Origin of the sequence: Undibacterium sp. (assembly GCF_030683615.1) — a bacterium.
Taxonomy (GTDB): Bacteria; Pseudomonadota; Gammaproteobacteria; order Burkholderiales; family Burkholderiaceae_D; genus Undibacterium; species Undibacterium umbellatum.
In genome coordinates, this window is sequence record NZ_JAUXQE010000037.1 from 111,957 (window position 1) to 128,000 (window position 16,044).

General features: G+C 51.2%; 18 protein-coding genes. 9 read left to right on the forward strand and 9 right to left on the reverse strand.

From position 1 onward, the window contains the following. Window positions 1–28: 28 nt before the first annotated feature. Window positions 29–1,195, forward strand: coding sequence for a GGDEF domain-containing protein (locus Q8K39_RS20070; RefSeq protein ID WP_305262934.1), 1,167 nt, complete (start codon window positions 29–31; stop codon window positions 1,193–1,195). Between the two features lie 9 nt (window positions 1,196–1,204). On the opposite strand, the gene Q8K39_RS20075 is transcribed toward Q8K39_RS20070, so the two are convergent. Further along, window positions 1,205–1,849, reverse strand: a complete 645-nt coding sequence (locus tag Q8K39_RS20075; RefSeq protein WP_305262936.1) for a cysteine hydrolase family protein — start codon at window positions 1,847–1,849, stop codon at window positions 1,205–1,207. Window positions 1,850–1,982: 133 nt separating this feature from the next. Between Q8K39_RS20075 and Q8K39_RS20080 the strand changes: the two genes are divergently transcribed. Genes Q8K39_RS20080 through Q8K39_RS20090 form a run of 3 tightly spaced genes read left to right on the forward strand, consistent with a single transcriptional unit; the run spans window position 1,983 to window position 5,059 of the window. Then, on the forward strand, window positions 1,983–2,972 hold the full coding sequence (locus tag Q8K39_RS20080; protein ID WP_305262938.1) for a GlxA family transcriptional regulator: 990 nt from the start codon (window positions 1,983–1,985) through the stop codon (window positions 2,970–2,972). Window positions 2,973–2,989: 17 nt separating this feature from the next. Then, window positions 2,990–3,883 carry an MOSC domain-containing protein gene (locus Q8K39_RS20085; protein WP_370868650.1) on the forward strand — a complete coding sequence of 298 codons (894 nt, stop codon included), beginning with the start codon at window positions 2,990–2,992 and terminating at the stop codon, window positions 3,881–3,883. Between the two features lie 39 nt (window positions 3,884–3,922). Next, window positions 3,923–5,059: a DUF484 family protein gene (locus Q8K39_RS20090; protein WP_370868651.1), complete on the forward strand. Its 1,137-nt coding sequence runs from the start codon at window positions 3,923–3,925 to the stop codon at window positions 5,057–5,059. 7 nt (window positions 5,060–5,066) lie between these two features. Here the strand turns inward: Q8K39_RS20090 and Q8K39_RS20095 are convergent, their stop codons facing one another. From Q8K39_RS20095 to rsmD, 3 genes are all read right to left on the reverse strand, one after another. Continuing rightward, a complete protein-coding gene (locus tag Q8K39_RS20095) occupies window positions 5,067–5,333 on the reverse strand; it encodes a YfhL family 4Fe-4S dicluster ferredoxin (RefSeq protein ID WP_186954919.1) in 267 nt (88 codons plus the stop codon). A gap of 167 nt (window positions 5,334–5,500) precedes the next feature. Next, complete coding sequence (coaD, locus tag Q8K39_RS20100; RefSeq protein WP_110256449.1) at window positions 5,501–5,998, reverse strand: pantetheine-phosphate adenylyltransferase; 498 nt, start codon at window positions 5,996–5,998, stop codon at window positions 5,501–5,503. A gap of 55 nt (window positions 5,999–6,053) precedes the next feature. After that, window positions 6,054–6,737: a 16S rRNA (guanine(966)-N(2))-methyltransferase RsmD gene (gene rsmD, locus Q8K39_RS20105; RefSeq protein ID WP_186954920.1), complete on the reverse strand. Its 684-nt coding sequence runs from the start codon at window positions 6,735–6,737 to the stop codon at window positions 6,054–6,056. Between the two features lie 110 nt (window positions 6,738–6,847). Here rsmD and ftsY point away from each other — a divergent pair, with 110 nt between their 5' ends. From ftsY to Q8K39_RS20130, 5 genes are all read left to right on the forward strand, one after another. Next, window positions 6,848–7,924, forward strand: coding sequence for a signal recognition particle-docking protein FtsY (ftsY, locus tag Q8K39_RS20110; RefSeq protein WP_305262942.1), 1,077 nt, complete (start codon window positions 6,848–6,850; stop codon window positions 7,922–7,924). A gap of 63 nt (window positions 7,925–7,987) precedes the next feature. Further along, window positions 7,988–8,662: a cell division ATP-binding protein FtsE gene (locus Q8K39_RS20115; RefSeq protein ID WP_305262943.1), complete on the forward strand. Its 675-nt coding sequence runs from the start codon at window positions 7,988–7,990 to the stop codon at window positions 8,660–8,662. Between the two features lie 31 nt (window positions 8,663–8,693). Next, complete coding sequence (locus tag Q8K39_RS20120; RefSeq protein ID WP_305262945.1) at window positions 8,694–9,608, forward strand: ABC transporter permease; 915 nt, start codon at window positions 8,694–8,696, stop codon at window positions 9,606–9,608. 254 nt (window positions 9,609–9,862) lie between these two features. Then, complete coding sequence (gene rpoH / locus Q8K39_RS20125) at window positions 9,863–10,759, forward strand: RNA polymerase sigma factor RpoH (protein ID WP_186954924.1); 897 nt, start codon at window positions 9,863–9,865, stop codon at window positions 10,757–10,759. Window positions 10,760–11,176: 417 nt separating this feature from the next. After that, the gene (locus Q8K39_RS20130; protein WP_305262947.1) at window positions 11,177–12,055 is read left to right on the forward strand and encodes a heparin lyase I family protein; all 879 of its coding nucleotides are present in this window, start codon (window positions 11,177–11,179) and stop codon (window positions 12,053–12,055) included. A 102-nt stretch (window positions 12,056–12,157) separates the two neighbouring features. Here the strand turns inward: Q8K39_RS20130 and Q8K39_RS20135 are convergent, their stop codons facing one another. The 5 genes from Q8K39_RS20135 to Q8K39_RS20155 form a co-directional block, all read right to left on the reverse strand. Next, window positions 12,158–12,721, reverse strand: coding sequence for an SCO family protein (locus Q8K39_RS20135; RefSeq protein WP_370868661.1), 564 nt, complete (start codon window positions 12,719–12,721; stop codon window positions 12,158–12,160). 23 nt (window positions 12,722–12,744) lie between these two features. Further along, entirely contained in the window at window positions 12,745–13,629 is an 885-nt protein-coding gene (gene cyoE, locus Q8K39_RS20140; protein WP_305262949.1) for a heme o synthase, read from the reverse strand. Next, window positions 13,626–14,717: a heme A synthase gene (locus tag Q8K39_RS20145; RefSeq protein WP_186954928.1), complete on the reverse strand. Its 1,092-nt coding sequence runs from the start codon at window positions 14,715–14,717 to the stop codon at window positions 13,626–13,628. Before Q8K39_RS20145 ends, cyoE begins: the two co-directional genes overlap by 4 nt. Window positions 14,718–14,722: 5 nt before the next feature. Further along, the gene (locus tag Q8K39_RS20150; protein ID WP_230413813.1) at window positions 14,723–15,253 is read right to left on the reverse strand and encodes a cytochrome C oxidase subunit I; all 531 of its coding nucleotides are present in this window, start codon (window positions 15,251–15,253) and stop codon (window positions 14,723–14,725) included. Window positions 15,254–15,314: 61 nt separating this feature from the next. After that, window positions 15,315–16,028: an SURF1 family protein gene (locus Q8K39_RS20155; RefSeq protein ID WP_186954930.1), complete on the reverse strand. Its 714-nt coding sequence runs from the start codon at window positions 16,026–16,028 to the stop codon at window positions 15,315–15,317. Window positions 16,029–16,044 lie beyond the last annotated feature (16 nt).

Sequence of the window (16,044 nt, forward strand, 5' to 3'; positions counted from 1 at the left end):
TCCCCCCTGTCATTCGAGCGAGTCAGTCATGAATCTTGATGTCCGCACCATCATGCTGATATGGAGCGGTATAAATCTGCTGGGTGCTGGCATGATGGCGCTCATCAGTTTTCATGCGGACAATGTCAGGGGTGCGCGTCAGTGGGCGCTGGGGCATTGCTGTATGGGCATAGGTATTTTTACCAGCACCCAGATGTCCCCCGAATGGCCTCTGTGGATTATTGCCAGTGTGCCTTTCATCGCGGGTTGTGGCTTTGGTCTTCTCTTTAACGGGATTGAAGCTTTTAAGGGGAAACGCTGCCATTACTGGGTCCCGGTGTGGGTAGGCGGGCAAATGATGCTGCAAAGTCTGTGGCTGGGCATGGTGCATGACAATATCCGCATGGTGGTCGCCACCAATTCCCTGCTGGTCAGCGCCATATTTGCTGCCTGCGCACTGAGCCTGATTGTCAAAGCCACGCAACCACTGAAAACTGCCTACAACCTGGCTGCAGCATCCTTCTCATTTATTGCCTTGATGAGTTTACTCAGGGCTTTGAATATCTTGCTGAAACCGGCTGAAGAGATTTCTCTGTTTGCGCAAGGCAATGTCAATCCGGTGCTCCTGGTGCTCGGTGGTTTGTCACAATTATCCATCTCACTGGCGCTGGTGCTGCTGATCACTTTTCGCCTGGTTAGTGATTTGCGTGAACAAGCCACGCATGACAGCCTGACTGGCGCGCTGAACCGGCGCAGCTTTGAAGATGAATCGCGGCGTTTACTGGCACGCGCGACCCGCACAGGCGATGCCATGTCCATCATCATGATTGATGTGGATTTCTTTAAACGTATCAATGACATGTACGGTCACCAGGCTGGTGATGAAGTGCTGCGCCGCCTTGCTGCTTTGTTACAAACTATCATCCGCAGTGAGGATTACCTGGCCCGCTACGGTGGTGAAGAATTTTGTATTTTACTCACGGGCACTAATGAGCAGGGCGCAGCCCTGCTGGCTGAGCGCGTGCGCCTGCTATATGCAGATCTGCGCGTAAACTGGAAAGGCGACAGCTTGCAATGCACGCTCAGTGCAGGCGTGGCAGATTCATCGAGCGTGGGGACAGAGCTGGCTGCGCTGATTGACGCTGCCGACCAGGCACTCTACCGTGCAAAAAACGCAGGGCGCAATTGCATCGCCCTGCATTCTGACTCGGCTTGAGTAACTGACTCAGACAGCCTTGCGCTGGCGTCCTGCCAGATGCGATTCCAGCACATTGCTGACTGGCAGTGCCACGCCATCTCTTACCGCAGCCAACCAGTTGTCGGTAGAAGCGACAGCCGCGAAATTGGAATGAAATACTACGCTGTAGGCACGATGGATTTCTTCTGCACTGACATAACCTGCCGCGTTGGCATATGGCAGCGAGCCTGTGGCATCGCTCAGGGTTTCGACTTGATAGCCATTATGCGCAGCTTCGTAGATGGTGCTGGCATTGCAGTTATGCGTCATATAACCAACGATGCTGAGGGTATTGATTTCATTTTTTTGCAACCAGGCAGCTGCATCAGTGCCTGTAAATACGCTGGCCATGTTTTTTTCTATATGGTGATCAGCATGGCGGCTGGCGACCACATCATGTAATTCCCAGGTTTTGGAACCGCGCGCAAAAATCGGCGAGCTTTCTGATGCCGAATGCTGCACCACCAGAACAGGGATGCCAGCAGCTTTTGCGGCATCCATGGCGCGAGCTATATTGTGCAGGGATACTTTTGGGTCAGGATATTCAATCAGCATATTGCCGGTGAAGTATTCATTTTGTACATCGATAACGATGAGGGCGCGTTTGACAGAGTTGGTGGTCGTGTTGCTCATGGCGGCTTCCTTTTGTGTGAATGATTGAATCAGCAGTTTGAATCAGCTTTTGCTCTGTTCATGGACTGTATGATGGACTATCAGCCTCAGGAATATAAGTGACCCGATTGCCAATATTCGATACAATCAGGCCATGCAGATCTCCATACCTGAAAAAATAGTCAATATTGCGGTGCTGGCCTTTGATGGAATCAGCCCCTTTCATTTGTCCGTGCCATGCATGGTGTTTGGTGAGCATCATGGCGGGCTGGCGATGCCGGAATTTGATCTCAAGGTTTGTCTGGATCAAACCGGAAAAATTCACCAAGAGGTGCGCACCAATGCTGGCTTTGGCATACTGGTACGGCATGGTCTGACTACGCTTGCCAGGGCCGACATGGTGGTCGTGCCTTCCTGGCATGATGACTTGCGTCCTGCCCCACCTGCCTTGCTGAAAGCCCTGCGTCAGGCCCACCAGCGGGGAGCCAGGTTAATAGGCTTGTGCCTGGGTGCTTTTGTGCTGGCTGAGGCTGGCTTGCTGGATGGCCGCAGTGCCACGACGCACTGGGCGCTGGCCAGGGCGTTTTCTGAACGTTATCCGCAAATCAGCCTGGACCCGAATGTCTTGTATGTCGATCATGGTGATGTGATTACTTCGGCGGGTACGGCTGCTGGCATCGATTGTTGCCTGCATGTCTTGCGCACAGGCTATGGCGCTGATGTCGCGGCCCATGTGGCCAGGCGCCTGGTGGTGGCACCACACAGACAGGGGGGGCAGGCGCAGTATATTGAGCAACCTCTGGCTGTGCTGGCCACCGATGAGCGCCTGGCCAAAGTGCTGGAATGGATGCTGGCACATCTGGCAGAGCCTCAGCAACTGGATCAACTGGCGCAAAGAGCATTGATGAGCAGGCGCAGCTTTACCCGCCACTTCCAGCAGCAAACTGGTACGACGGTAGGCAAATGGCTCTTGAACCAGCGACTGGCATTGGCCCAGCGGCAACTGGAAACCAGCAAGCGTGGCATTGATGATATTGCTGCGGATACTGGTTTTGGTACGGGTTTATTACTGCGGCGTTACTTCGCCCGGGAATTTGGCATATCACCATCAGCTTATCGACGTGAATTCCAGGGCAATGCCTGAAAGCTCAGCGTGAATGCATGATAGCCATTAAAATAGCTGATACTGAATTTGCTCACTTATTTTGCACCATGCCCAGCATACTTTCTATCACTCTCTATCCCATCAAATCCTGTGCCGGTATCGCACTGGAAGCGGCTACCCTGAATGAAACCGGCCTCAGCTTTGAAGGCGTACATGACAGGGAGTGGATGCTGGTAGACCATCAGGGCCTGTTCCTGACGCAAAGAGAATTCCCACGGATGGCCTTGATACGCCCCGAACTCCGCAGCGATGGCCTGTACATCCATGCCCCCAACATGCCTGTATTGTCCCTGAACCCGCAAGAAGATAGCAGCACAGCCAGCGTTACCATCTGGGAAGAAAGTTTCAGCGCCCTGGATTGCGGGCAAGCAATGGCTGACTGGTTCAGCAAGGCACTGGACACTCCCTGCCGTCTGGTACGCAGTACAGCACAAACCCAACGTTTTGCAAATCAGAAATGGACAGGCGACAGACTGGTGGCCACACGTTTTTCTGATGGCTACCCGATTTTACTGACGGCTACTGCCTCGCTTGATGATCTCAATCAGCGCCTGGAAAAGCAGGGACGCAGTGGCCTGCCCATGAACCGCTTCCGCCCGAATATCGTGCTGGCTGGCATAGAGGCTTTTGAAGAAGACTATGCCGCAAATTTTGAAGTGGGCAGCAAGATAAAGTTACGCCCGGTAAAACCTTGTCCGCGCTGCCCCATGCCGTCGATAGACCAGAGTACCGGTGAATTTGGCCCAGACCCGATGGATATTTTGCAGACTTATCGTGCCAATCCACTGGTCGATGGCGGCATCACTTTTGGCATGAATGTCATCGTCGAACAAGGTGTGGGACAGTTATTACGTGTCGGTGATGTCATGGATATGAATATTGCCTTTTAACGCAAAAAATACAGACAGATACCAACAGCAATGGAAAGCATGATGCCAGCACCTATAGATGAAGAGCCAGACCAGGCTCAGTCTGCGTTGCTGGAATTGCAAAGCGAAAACCAAGCTTTGCGGGCCAGACTCGATAGCTTGCTGGAACTGGCGCACCGCAATCAAAACATCATGGCGCGCCACCAGAGTTTCGATTTGAAGATTATTGGTGCGAATAGCTTTCGTGAACTGATCACGAATATTTTCAGCGCCCTGGCAGTCACTTCTGAACTGGATGTAGTGTCGCTGGTGCTGTTTGACAAGCTGGGCGACTTGCAACAAATGCTGGCTGACCTGAAGATAGATTTGAGTGAATTTCCACATCTGATTTTCTTGCGGCATGAAGTCGAACTCAGCCAACCAGAAACTGCCTTGCGCAAGCCGCAACTGGGTCTCTATCAAAGCCTGGCATATGCCTCTTATTTCAGCAGTTTCAACAAGAAGCCTGCCAGTATCGCCATCATCCCTATGCGCAGGCAAGGCCGTCTGATAGGTTGTCTGAATCTGGGCAGTTTCAAGGCCGACCGTTTCCAGCCCAACATGGCGACTGATTTTATTGAGCGTCTGGGCTCCATCATTGCAATCTGTCTGGAAAACGTCATTAACAATGAGCGCCTGACTTATATAGGCCTGACTGATCCCTTGACGAATGTCAGCAACCGTCGCTACGTAGAGCAGCGCATGCTGGAAGAAATTGCCCGCGCGCGCAGGCAGAGGTATAGCATCGCCTGCATGTATCTGGACATCGATTTCTTCAAGCAAATCAATGACCGCTACGGGCATCAGGGTGGTGACGATGTGTTGAAGGAAGTAGCAAAACGCATCAAGGATGAACTGCGTCTCAGCGATACCCTTGGCCGTTTTGGTGGTGAGGAATTTGTGGTGGTGCTGGTCAACACCAATTTGCATGATGCAATACAGGTGGCGGAACGCATACGCAAAAGTATCGCCAGCCAGGAATTCATCTTGAGTGAGTCTGGCACTTGCCAGGCGACGATATCAATCGGCCTCACGACCATAGATGAGAACAGCAATTACGAAGACGCCAGCAGTATCGCCCGCGATCTGGTGTTGCGCGCCGACCGGGCCTTGTACCAGGCCAAGAACGGCGGACGCAACCAGGTACGCTGTTTTTAGACTGGTCTTATTGTTGCGCAGGCTTTTTGTCTGCCTGCAATTGCTCGTATTTGGCGTTCAACTGTTCTGGTGTTTCGCGCCATTCAGGATTGAAAGGAATGCAGCTGACAGGGCAAACCTGCTGGCATTGCGGTTCCTTGTAATGGCCCACGCACTCGGTGCATTTATGCGGGTCTATCTCATAAATTTCCGGCCCCATGTAAATCGCATCATTGGGGCATTCGGGTTCGCAGACATCACAATTGATGCAATCGTCTGTAATCATCAGGGCCATGTTGTCGCTTTCATGTGCTGCTCAGTCACTACATCAGCAGCACCTACTTATATAGGGCTTACGCAAAATTGTCCCAGCAAGGCGCAGCGCCGAAGACAGTACTTTAGTACGGTTAGGAGCTGCGACGCAGCTGAGGGCGTTTTTGCGTAAGTACTATTATATTTACTTTAAGACTTGTTCTCAGCCAGCAAAGCAACTTTCTTCTTCAACCAGCGGTCAACTGAAGGGAAAACAAATTTTGACACATCACCGCCAAACATGGCGATCTCACGCACTATCGTACCTGAAATGAATTGATACTGATCAGAAGGAGTCAGGAACAGGGTTTCTACATCTGGCAACAGATAACGGTTCATGCCCGCCATCTGGAATTCATATTCAAAATCAGACACCGCACGCAAACCGCGCACGATGACGCGCGCGTCATTTTTGCGCACAAAGTCTTTCAGCAGTCCCGAAAAACTTTCTACTTTGACATTCGGATAATGTCCCAGCACTTCATTGGCAATTTCCAGGCGCTCATCCAGGGAAAAAAATGGATTCTTGCTTTTGCTATCCGCCACACCCACCACCAAAGTATCAAAAAGACCGGATGCGCGACGCACCAGATCTTCATGACCGCGTGTTAGCGGATCAAATGTTCCCGGATAAACGGCTGTGACCATCTTCACTCCCTTTTTTCGCAATCTGCATAAGGATATGCACCAAGTTGAGCAGGCATTATGCCTGATTTTCGTGCGCCTCATGCGGTAAAATGTTGCGTTGCAGTATGTGGAAAAAGACACTACCAGCTTTATCGGCGCGGATAAGCTGCCATCCGCTTAATAATTTAGCTATTTTTTCATTTGCAGCTTCATCACTTGCTGATTCAGCCAAAGAAAACTCGGATTCTACGTAGATACAGCCTTTTGGGCTGAGCAATTGCGCGCAGGCTGGCAAAATGCGGTCGAGCCAGTCCTGTTCAAACGGTGGGTCTAGGAAGATCACGTCCATTTTTTGTGGCTGGGCAGCCAAACTTTCAAGTGCCTTGAGTGCATCTGCCCTGAGCAGCTTGCACTGGCTGGCTTGCAATTTGTCCTTTACTTGCTCCAGTTGCTTGTAAGCCGGGGTATGCGCCTCCACCATGATGACTTGCGCCGCGCCACGACTGGCTGCTTCAAAACCCAGCGCACCACTACCGGCGAACAGGTCCAGGCAATGCACGCCAGTCCAGTTGCTGTGAAGCAAATGGTTGAGCCAGTTGAACAGGGTTTCCCTGACACGGTCTGGCGTAGGGCGCAAACCCTCTGCATCGACCACGCTGAGGAGGCTGCGCTTCCAGACTCCGCCTATGATGCGGACTTGATGGCTTTGACGTTTTACGACTGTCGTTTTTACTGGCTTTTTTTTACTATTTGTTTTCATTGCATGCTTGCTACGGCTAAATCTGTTTACATTGCGCTGTCTGTTAAAATGGCAGCATTCTAATATCAGGGCTGGCATTTTTTGCCGCCCGCACTCCGAAATATATCCCGATGTTTAGTTTTTTCAAAAAAAAGCCCAAAGAAGAGGCGCCAGTTGTTGTGGCTGAGCCGGCATCCGTTATTACGGCGCCAGCCAGCCCTGCACCTGTCGCGCCTGCCACTATAGCAGCCACTGTCGCTGCGGCTCCCGTGGCGGAAGTTGTCGCTCCCAAGGCGGCGGAACCTGAGCAAAAACGCTCTTGGTTAAGCCGCCTGAAAGCCGGGCTCGCCAAAACTTCCTCGAATCTTACCACCCTCTTCATCGGTGCCCGCATTGATGATGATTTGTATGAAGAGCTGGAAGCTGCCCTGCTGACCTCGGATGCCGGTGTGGAAGCTACCCAATTCCTGCTGGATGGTCTAAAGAAAAAGGTCAAGGAAGACAAGCTGACGGATGCCGAGCAAGTCAAGGCTGCATTGAAAGTCTTGCTACTGGAACTGCTGACCCCTTTGCAAAAACCACTGGAACTGGGTCGTTATCAACCTTTGGTCATGATGATCACAGGCGTGAATGGTGCAGGAAAAACAACGACCATAGGCAAGCTGGCCAAGCATATGCAGACCCACCAGCAATCTGTATTGCTGGCGGCTGGCGATACTTTCCGTGCGGCAGCGCGTGAGCAATTGACGATCTGGGGTGAGCGTAATAATGTCACTGTTATTTCACAAGAATCTGGTGACCCTGCCGCTGTGGCTTTTGATGCAGTCGCGTCGGCCCGCGCCCGTGGCACCGATGTCGTGATGGTGGATACTGCCGGTCGCCTGCCTACCCAGCTGCATTTGATGGAAGAACTCAAGAAAATCAAGCGCGTCATTGGCAAGGGCATGGATGGTGCACCACAAGAAGTCTTGCTCATTATCGACGGCAACACTGGTCAGAATGCGCTGACACAGGTCAAGGCCTTTGATGATGCCCTGCAATTGACTGGCCTGGTCATCACCAAGCTGGATGGCACGGCTAAAGGCGGTGTGCTGGCAGCGATTGCCAAGAACCGCCCTGTGCCTGTCTACTTCATCGGCATAGGCGAACAGATTGAAGACTTGCAACCATTTAATGCCCAGGAATTTGTTGACGCCCTGCTTAGCTAAGTTTGGCGGAGGGCGGCGCAGGAAACCAGCACACAATGAAGCTCACAAAGACAAGACGCGACCATGATTGAATTTGAACACGTCAGCAAACAATATTCGCAAGATGCCTACGCGCTCAACGATGTTTCCTTGTCGATTGCTGCTGGTGAACTGATCTTCCTGGCTGGCCCCTCAGGCGCGGGCAAATCCACCTTGCTGAAAATGATCGCAGGCATAGAAAAACCAACTGCTGGCCAGGTCAAGGTGAATGGCCAGGACATAGGCAAATTGAAAAGTAGCAGCCTGCCCTATCTGCGCCGCAAGCTGGGCCTGATCTTGCAGGATCAAAAACTCCTGACTGACCGCCATGTGCTGGCCAATGTCATGCTGCCTATCATCGTCACTGGTGCCTCGCAGGCAGAAGCCGAAACCCGCGCACGCATTGCGTTGGAAAAAGTCGGCTTGCCAGACAAGACATACTCAATGCCGTTGGCTTTGTCAGGTGGTGAACAACAGCGCGTGGCGATTGCTCGTGCCATCGTCAACCGGCCTCAGATCATTCTGGCGGATGAACCGACTGCATTTCTCGACCGCGATAATGCCAACAAAGTTATCACTGCACTCAAGGCTTTCCAGAGTGCTGGTGTGACCTGCATTATCTCCAGCCATGATGAACAATTTCTCGATCAGGCCAGCCGCGTGATCTATCTGAGCCAGGGCCGTTTAGTCGATACCTGGAAATCCTCGCTGGCGGCCTGATCCTGCATCATTAAATATCAAGGACAAATTCATGACCAACTGGTTACGCCAGCACTTGTTTGCCATCAAGACTGCGCTCACCCATGTGCGCGGCAGTCCCGGCAATTTCCTGTTCAATGTACTGGTAGTCGCAATTGCGCTGGCTTTGCCCATCGCTGGCCTGACCCTGATAGAAAACATACGCCCAATTTCCTCGCAACTGTCGATAGAACCGGAAATCAGCATCTTTGTCAGCCCTGACACCCCGAGGGCAACTGCCACTGCCTTGTCGATACCGCTGAAGAAATTGTTGAAAGAGAAAAACATTACGGCAAATTTGAGTTTTATCCCCAAAGACAAGGCACTCGCCAGTCTAGAGCAATCATCCAATCTGGCCGAGGTTTTGTCCACCCTGGGCGGTAATCCTCTGCCAGACGCTTATATATTAGCAATGTCGAACAATGATGCTGGCAAGATAGAGGCGCTGGTAGAAGAAATCAAACAGATGCCGGATGTGGATGTGGTGCAGCTTGACTCTGCCTGGGTCAAGCGCCTGGCTGCACTGGTGCAGATCATGCAATTGGGTCTGTTATTCCTTGCCACGACGCTGGGAGTCGTTGTCGTGGTTGTAGTGTTTAACGCCACCCGCCTGCAAGTTATTTCGCACAGAGCTGAAATTTCCCTCACCCGCTTGCTGGGTGCAACCAATAGCTTTATTCACAAGCCGTATTACTATACCGGTGCCTTGTTAGGATTGCTGGCGGGCGCATTGGCACTGGGCATGATCGCAGCATCCCTACAGCCTTTGAACAAGGCGATTGCCGAATTTGCCAAATTATATGCTTCTGAGTTCCACCTGGCTCCGTTGGGTATCGCACAGAGCGCCATCCTGTTAGCTGTTAGCATGTTGCTTGGGCTGGTAGGCGTTTTTCTTTCGGTCAGAAGGCAGTTGGCAAAAGCCAGCTAATAGCAATTTCATAAGGCCAATGTGGTTTTGCAACAGCCTCTTACAATTTGCATCGATTTGACTGCAACTTTCAGACTCAGCCAGCGTCTAAGAAATATAAAAACCTTCAATGAATGCTTGTTTTTCAATAGATTTATTTGATGAAGTTCATAGAATCTGAGTATTAGCACTCTTCTCAAGAGAGTGCTAATATAGGAACTTGATAGTGCCGAAAAGAGTAATTGATACTCTTAAGGCAGCAATAAGGAGGAAAAATGGCAACTACATCGACACAATTGATCCCTGCAACTGACAGCACGGCTCTGGCCCTAGGCTTTAGTGGCACGCTGGGTAATATTGATGCCTATATCTCTGCAGTTAATCGCCTGCCTATGCTTACGCATCAGGAAGAGATCGACTTTGCAAACAAATTGCGCAATGAAAATGATCTGGCTGCTGCGCAGCAACTGGTTATGTCGCATCTGCGTCTGGTCGTCTCCATCGCCCGTGGTTACCTCGGCTATGGCTTGCCACATGCCGACTTGATTCAAGAAGGCAATATTGGCCTGATGAAAGCCGTTAAACGTTTCGACCCTGACCAGGGCGTGCGTCTGGTGTCCTATGCCATGCACTGGATCAAGGCCGAAATGCATGAGTACATTTTGAAAAACTGGCGTTTGGTCAAAGTAGCAACGACCAAAGCCCAACGCAAATTATTCTTTAACCTGCGCAGCCATAAAGAAGGCTTGGACGCGATGACACCCAAGCAAATTGATGCCCTGGCATCAACGCTGGATGTAAAACGCGAAGAAGTCATCGAAATGGAAATGCGTTTGTCCGGCCACGATATTGCCCTGGATGCACCGACGGATGATGACGATGAGAAATTCGCTCCTATCGCTTATCTGAAAACTGAATCTGACGAGCCTACCCGTGTTCTGGAAACACGCCAGTATGATCGCTTGCAAAGCGAAGGCCTGGAATCTGCACTTGCCAAGCTGGATGCACGTTCACGCCATATCATAGAATCACGCTGGTTGAAAAACGATGATGGTACAGGTGCAACCCTGCACGAACTGGCGGATGAGTATGGCGTTTCTGCCGAACGCATACGCCAGATCGAAAGCGCAGCCCTGAAGAAAATGAAGGGCAGCCTCAGCAGTTTTGCTTAATCAAAATATGCTGCAGTAATGACAAAGGCACTCGCGAGAGTGCCTTTTGTTTTTGGTGATCCACCTACCGTTAATGCTCCAGAATGTATTGCCAGCATGAAAATCCACGCAGAAACCTGATTTTCCATATTAAATTGCCGAAAATAAATAGTGTCACTTAACTAATTTCTCTGGCGGTGCTACATTGATCCTGCGGAGCTAACAAACTATTTTCGATTAACAGCAGGAAAGATCATCTCACAGATTCTGCGCATCTTCATGCTCATGCAAGCCAGTAGAACTTAGCGTAGCAAGGCTCATCACCTGCTTTGCTCACACTGAGAGTCTGGCTATTTTATACACGATACAGACCATGGATTCTCACCAAGGAGAAAACTTATGCTGACGTTCAAACAGCTTTCAATGCAAGGCAAAGTGATGAAAAAGAAAACATCAATTTTACTGATTACTATCCTCATGTCATTTAACTGCGGAGCGCAAGTAAAAACACTCCCGGCCAATGTCAGTTTTGTGGGCGACTGGAGTGCCAAGACCGAGCGGCCTGGCCGTGGCGTATGGCGTGATTTACAGGCATGGGAAAAAGATCGCATTGTGCCTCGTGACAATGAACGGTTTTCACCGGATATTGCTGTGGCACAAATTCAGGTCAAGCCCGGTGATCAGGTCGGGGGATGGTCCGGCGAGCGTGCTGAAGTATCGACCATGCAATCACTCAATGCTTCGCCATTATCAGTCAATACAGGTTCCGGGAAAGAGTTTTATGGAATTTCTGTCAAATTACCAGCTGACTGGCAACCTCCGGTTGCCACTTCTGTTGATCCTTATCCCTGGGGCATTATTTTCCAGTTGCACGGCCCGGATAACTTGGGAACCAATCCGGCATTTGCCTTATGTGCAGAAAGCGACTTTCATATTAACCTGCAAACAGGAGATATCCTCGAAGGCGGAACACGTACCAAGCCCAAAAATGCAGTTCGCGCCCAGTTCAGTAATGGGCAATTGAGCAAGGGTAAATGGGTCAAGTTCATGATAGAAGTCACATGGGCAGCAGATAGCAGTGGTTATCTGGCCATTTCCAGACTTGACGAAGACCCGTCAGCTCAGTGGACCAAAGTCTATGAAGGCAAGAATATACCTACGCTGCAATTTGCTTATGGCCGGGCTGTTGGCGACCACTATTGGAAAACGGGCTATTATCGCAACCGTGGTTTGACATTTACCAGCAAGCTGTTGCTGGGGCCCGCGGTGCGGGGAACAAGTTTCGCTGATGTTGCGCAGGCAGCGTTTGGCAGTTAATGCAAGAAGTCGATGTTCATAACGAGGTCCGCGCTGCACTCAGGCAGCTGGCGCCATGAATACTTCCCGGCCTGGAGGTCTCAGGCTGGCCGGGAATTGCCTTCACTTCAGGAGTATCTTCAGATCATGTGCAACTGGCTCTGGCCCCTGGCCATGGCGCAAGAATAAACGTATGCGTCCCTGGGGATCAAATACATAACTGCCAGCAGTATGGTCTACGGTATAACTGCCTGGCGTTTTACCGTCAACCTTCTGATAAAACACCTTGAACTCCTTGGCGACCTTGGCAGTTGCCTCTGCATTGCCATACAGGCCCAGGAAGCGTTTGTCGAAGTTGGGCACATAATTGGACAATAAAGCCTGGGTATCACGCTCAGGATCGAGCGTCACGAACAAGACTTGCACCTTGTCGGCATCAGCTCCCAGCAATTTCATGACCCCTGCCATTTCCACCATGGTGGTCGGGCAAACATCAGGACACTGGGTATAACCAAAGAAGATCACCACAGCCTTGCCCTTGAAGTCAGCCAAGGTGCGCGGCTTGCCATTGTGATCGGTCAGGGAAAAATCCTTGGCATAATCCAGGCCGGTCAGATCCGTGTTGTTGAATTTTTCTTGCACAGGCATGCAGCCAGATAAGCCCAGCAAACTCAGCGCCATCAACATACTGGCAAGATGCTTCAGAATTTTCATAGCTTGATATAGTGGTCAATCAACAGGGCCGCGAATAGCAATGACAGGTAAATGATGGAAAAAGTAAAGGTCTTGCGCGCCAGCACGTCATCGTAGTGCTTATAAATACGCCATGCATACCAGAGGAAGATCAGGCCGAGGATGATGGCACTGACCAGGTAAATCAGCCCGCTCATATGTACCGCGTAAGGCAGCATGGTGGTTGCAAACAAGGCGATCGTATAGAGCCAGATATGGAAGCGGGTAAATTCCAGGCCATGGGTGATTGGTAACATCGGCAGGCCAGAACGGGCATAGTCATCCCGTCTGTACATCGCCAGCGCCCAGAAATGCGGCGGCGTCCAGACAAAGATAATCAGGACCAGCAACCATGCCTGCATTGGAACATCATTTGCCACGGCTGCCCAGCCCAGCGCCGGTGGCATGGCACCAGACAAACCACCGATGACGATATTTTGCGGTGTCGCCGGTTTCAGGATGATGGTGTATACCACGGCATAGCCGACGAAGGTAATGAAAGTCAGCCACATGGTCAGGGGATTGACCATGGTATACAAGATCCACATACCCATGCCGCCAATAACACCTGAAAACACCAGGGTTTGCGGTACCGTGATTTCACCCTGGGCCGTCGCGCGGCGTGCGGTTCTTGCCATGCGTGAATCAATTTCTTTTTCCACCAGGCAATTTACGGCAAAAGCAGCACCGGCCAGCAGCCAGATACCCACGGTAGCTGCCACCACGACACGCCAGTCAGGCAAATCTGGCGTCGCCAGAAACATGCCAATAACGGCGCAAAACACGGCGAGCTGGGTAACACGGGGCTTGGTCAACGCCCAGTACTGAGCCAGTCGGTTGGAAGGCAAACTTAAAGTGGTCATGATCTATCTTTGGCAGCGGCAAGGCTCACATGCCTTATGCGGTAGTTTAACATGGTCAGCAAGAGCACGAGCATGGCGGCCATCCCATTATGCAAAACTGCCAGCAACAAGGGCCAGGAAAAAAATACGGTAGAAACACCGATGATGAATTGGACAACGATGGCCAGCAAGAGCTGGCTGCCCAGCTTTTCCAATCCGGCAATCTTGCGTGCTCTCAACGCCGCCCACAGGCAGACAGCAACCACCAGCAGGGCGAAGTTCCTGTGCACCCAGTGTATGGCAACCAGGGCATTGAATGGCAGGTAATTGCCATCGACGGTCTGGCCTAGCTGACGCCAGAGGCTGAAACCATGCTCAAAGTCCATCGCTGGCATCAGCTTGCCATTGCACATGGGGTAGTCATGACAAGCCAGTGCAGCATAGTTAGTGCTTACCCAACCGCCCAGTGCAATCTGCAAGAAAACTAGCAGCAAAGCCAGGCTGGCTGGCCACAACATGCGCCTGGCATCAGTAGCGGCGATATTTACAGTTATCAAAGAAGAACTTTGTTGTTCCAGACTTGCACTCAGTAGTGAAAGCAAGCCCATGCCCAGTATCAAATGGATGGTGACGATGATGGGTTGCAGCTTGAGAGTCACTGTCCAGGCACCAAAAGCTCCTTGCAGGCAAACAAAAAACAGGAGAAAGGTCGACAGCCAGGGGCTGGCATTGAGTTGATGGCGGCGCGACCAGGCGATGACCATCTGGGCAATAATAAGTATGCCTACACCCATGGCCATGTAACGATGCACCATTTCTATCCAGGCTTTTTGCAAAGTCACGGGGCCAGTAGGCATGGCGATTTCTGCTGCCTTTATAGCTGCGTGGGACTGCAGCGGGTTGGCCTGGCCATAACAACCAGGCCAGTCAGGACAGCCCAGACCAGAATCTGTCAGGCGCGTGAATGCACCAAACATGATGAGTTCAAAAGTCAGTGTCACGGTAACTGCGATAAGTTTGCGGTATTTATTCTTTTCTTTGGACAAGAAAATAATACTCGCTGGTATCACCGCGACCATTAGTGCTGTTAACGCAAGCTGCAACCACATGACGATTAACCTATCGCAGACGCACGCAATAATTTGCTGAGGTCTTTTTTAATCTTGTTGGCATCCGCATCTTTTGGAAAGCGCATCATTAGATTGCCGAGCGGGTCTATCAGGTAAATATGGTCAGTGATCTGGCTATCGCTTTCTGTCGGCAACCAGGCTTTCAATGCCGCAGCATCCACTTTCAGCATGCGCACTCCGTCATGCTGGCGTATCAGCGAGGTATCTATTGGGGTATCATCAGTAATCAACCAGACGCGTTCTATCCTGTCCATTGCCTTGCCCTGGGCAGTGCGCAACTGACGGATGTCATACATCCTCTTTTGGCAAACTTCGGCGCAAGCGCCGCTATCTATCTGCACCATCAGCCACTTGCCTGCATAGGCTTCCAGGCCGATCGCCGGATCGGTGGCAGCAGCTCCCAGCAAATGACCTTGCAGTTTAGGCATGGGGTAATTGCGTGGGTCAAGTATGGTCCCGTAATTGGTGCGGCCGCTGGGCTTGACAACATAATAGGTAAAGTAGGAAAAAATCATGGGAGCAGCACAAACTGCCACCACCAATAGTAGTTTCCAGCGACCACGCAAAGTTTGCTTATCAGTTTTTTCCACGACGAATTCCAGTAACAACAAAAAATAAGAAGGCCATCAAGGCCAGCGCATACCATTGAAAAGCATAGCCCCTGTGCTTGTCAGCTCCCAGTGAGGGCTGGGGCCAGTCACGCAACAAGCCATCTTCAAAAACCGATGTCTGCTCAAGTACAAAGGGGTAAAAGTCCCAGCCCGTCTGTTTTGCAAGTGCTTCTACATCAACATTTTGCAAGAGGCTGCCAGGCTTGACTATTTCAGCCTGGCCAAGTTGCATTACCCTGTCGAGCTTGTCCCGCATCATACCCTGCAGCACGATCTGACCTGCGGGCACAGGAACATCCGGCATCTGCATCCTGTCACGTCCATTACGTGGATGCCAGCCACGCGCAATCAATACATATTTACTGCTGCCAGCCAGCTTGAATGGCATCAGCACATATAAACCTGCCTTGCCTTGCAATGGGCGGTTATCCACATACAAAGGCCATTCGCGTATCAATTGCCCGGTGAGCTGCAATTTTCGAAATGGTAGTATCTGCTCTGGCAAAGTCTGCGCATTCAAGGCCAGGGCAGGCATCTGCTGGCGCTCAGTCAATTGCGCTGCCAGACTTTCTTTTACCTGCGCACGGTTAGTCTGCCATTGCGCCAAAGCAATACCCAGGCTGATCAACAGCAGGCTGGCGATAAATGGAATCAGACGGAAGCGGAAGGAAATAGGCATTCAAGTAGTAAGGTAT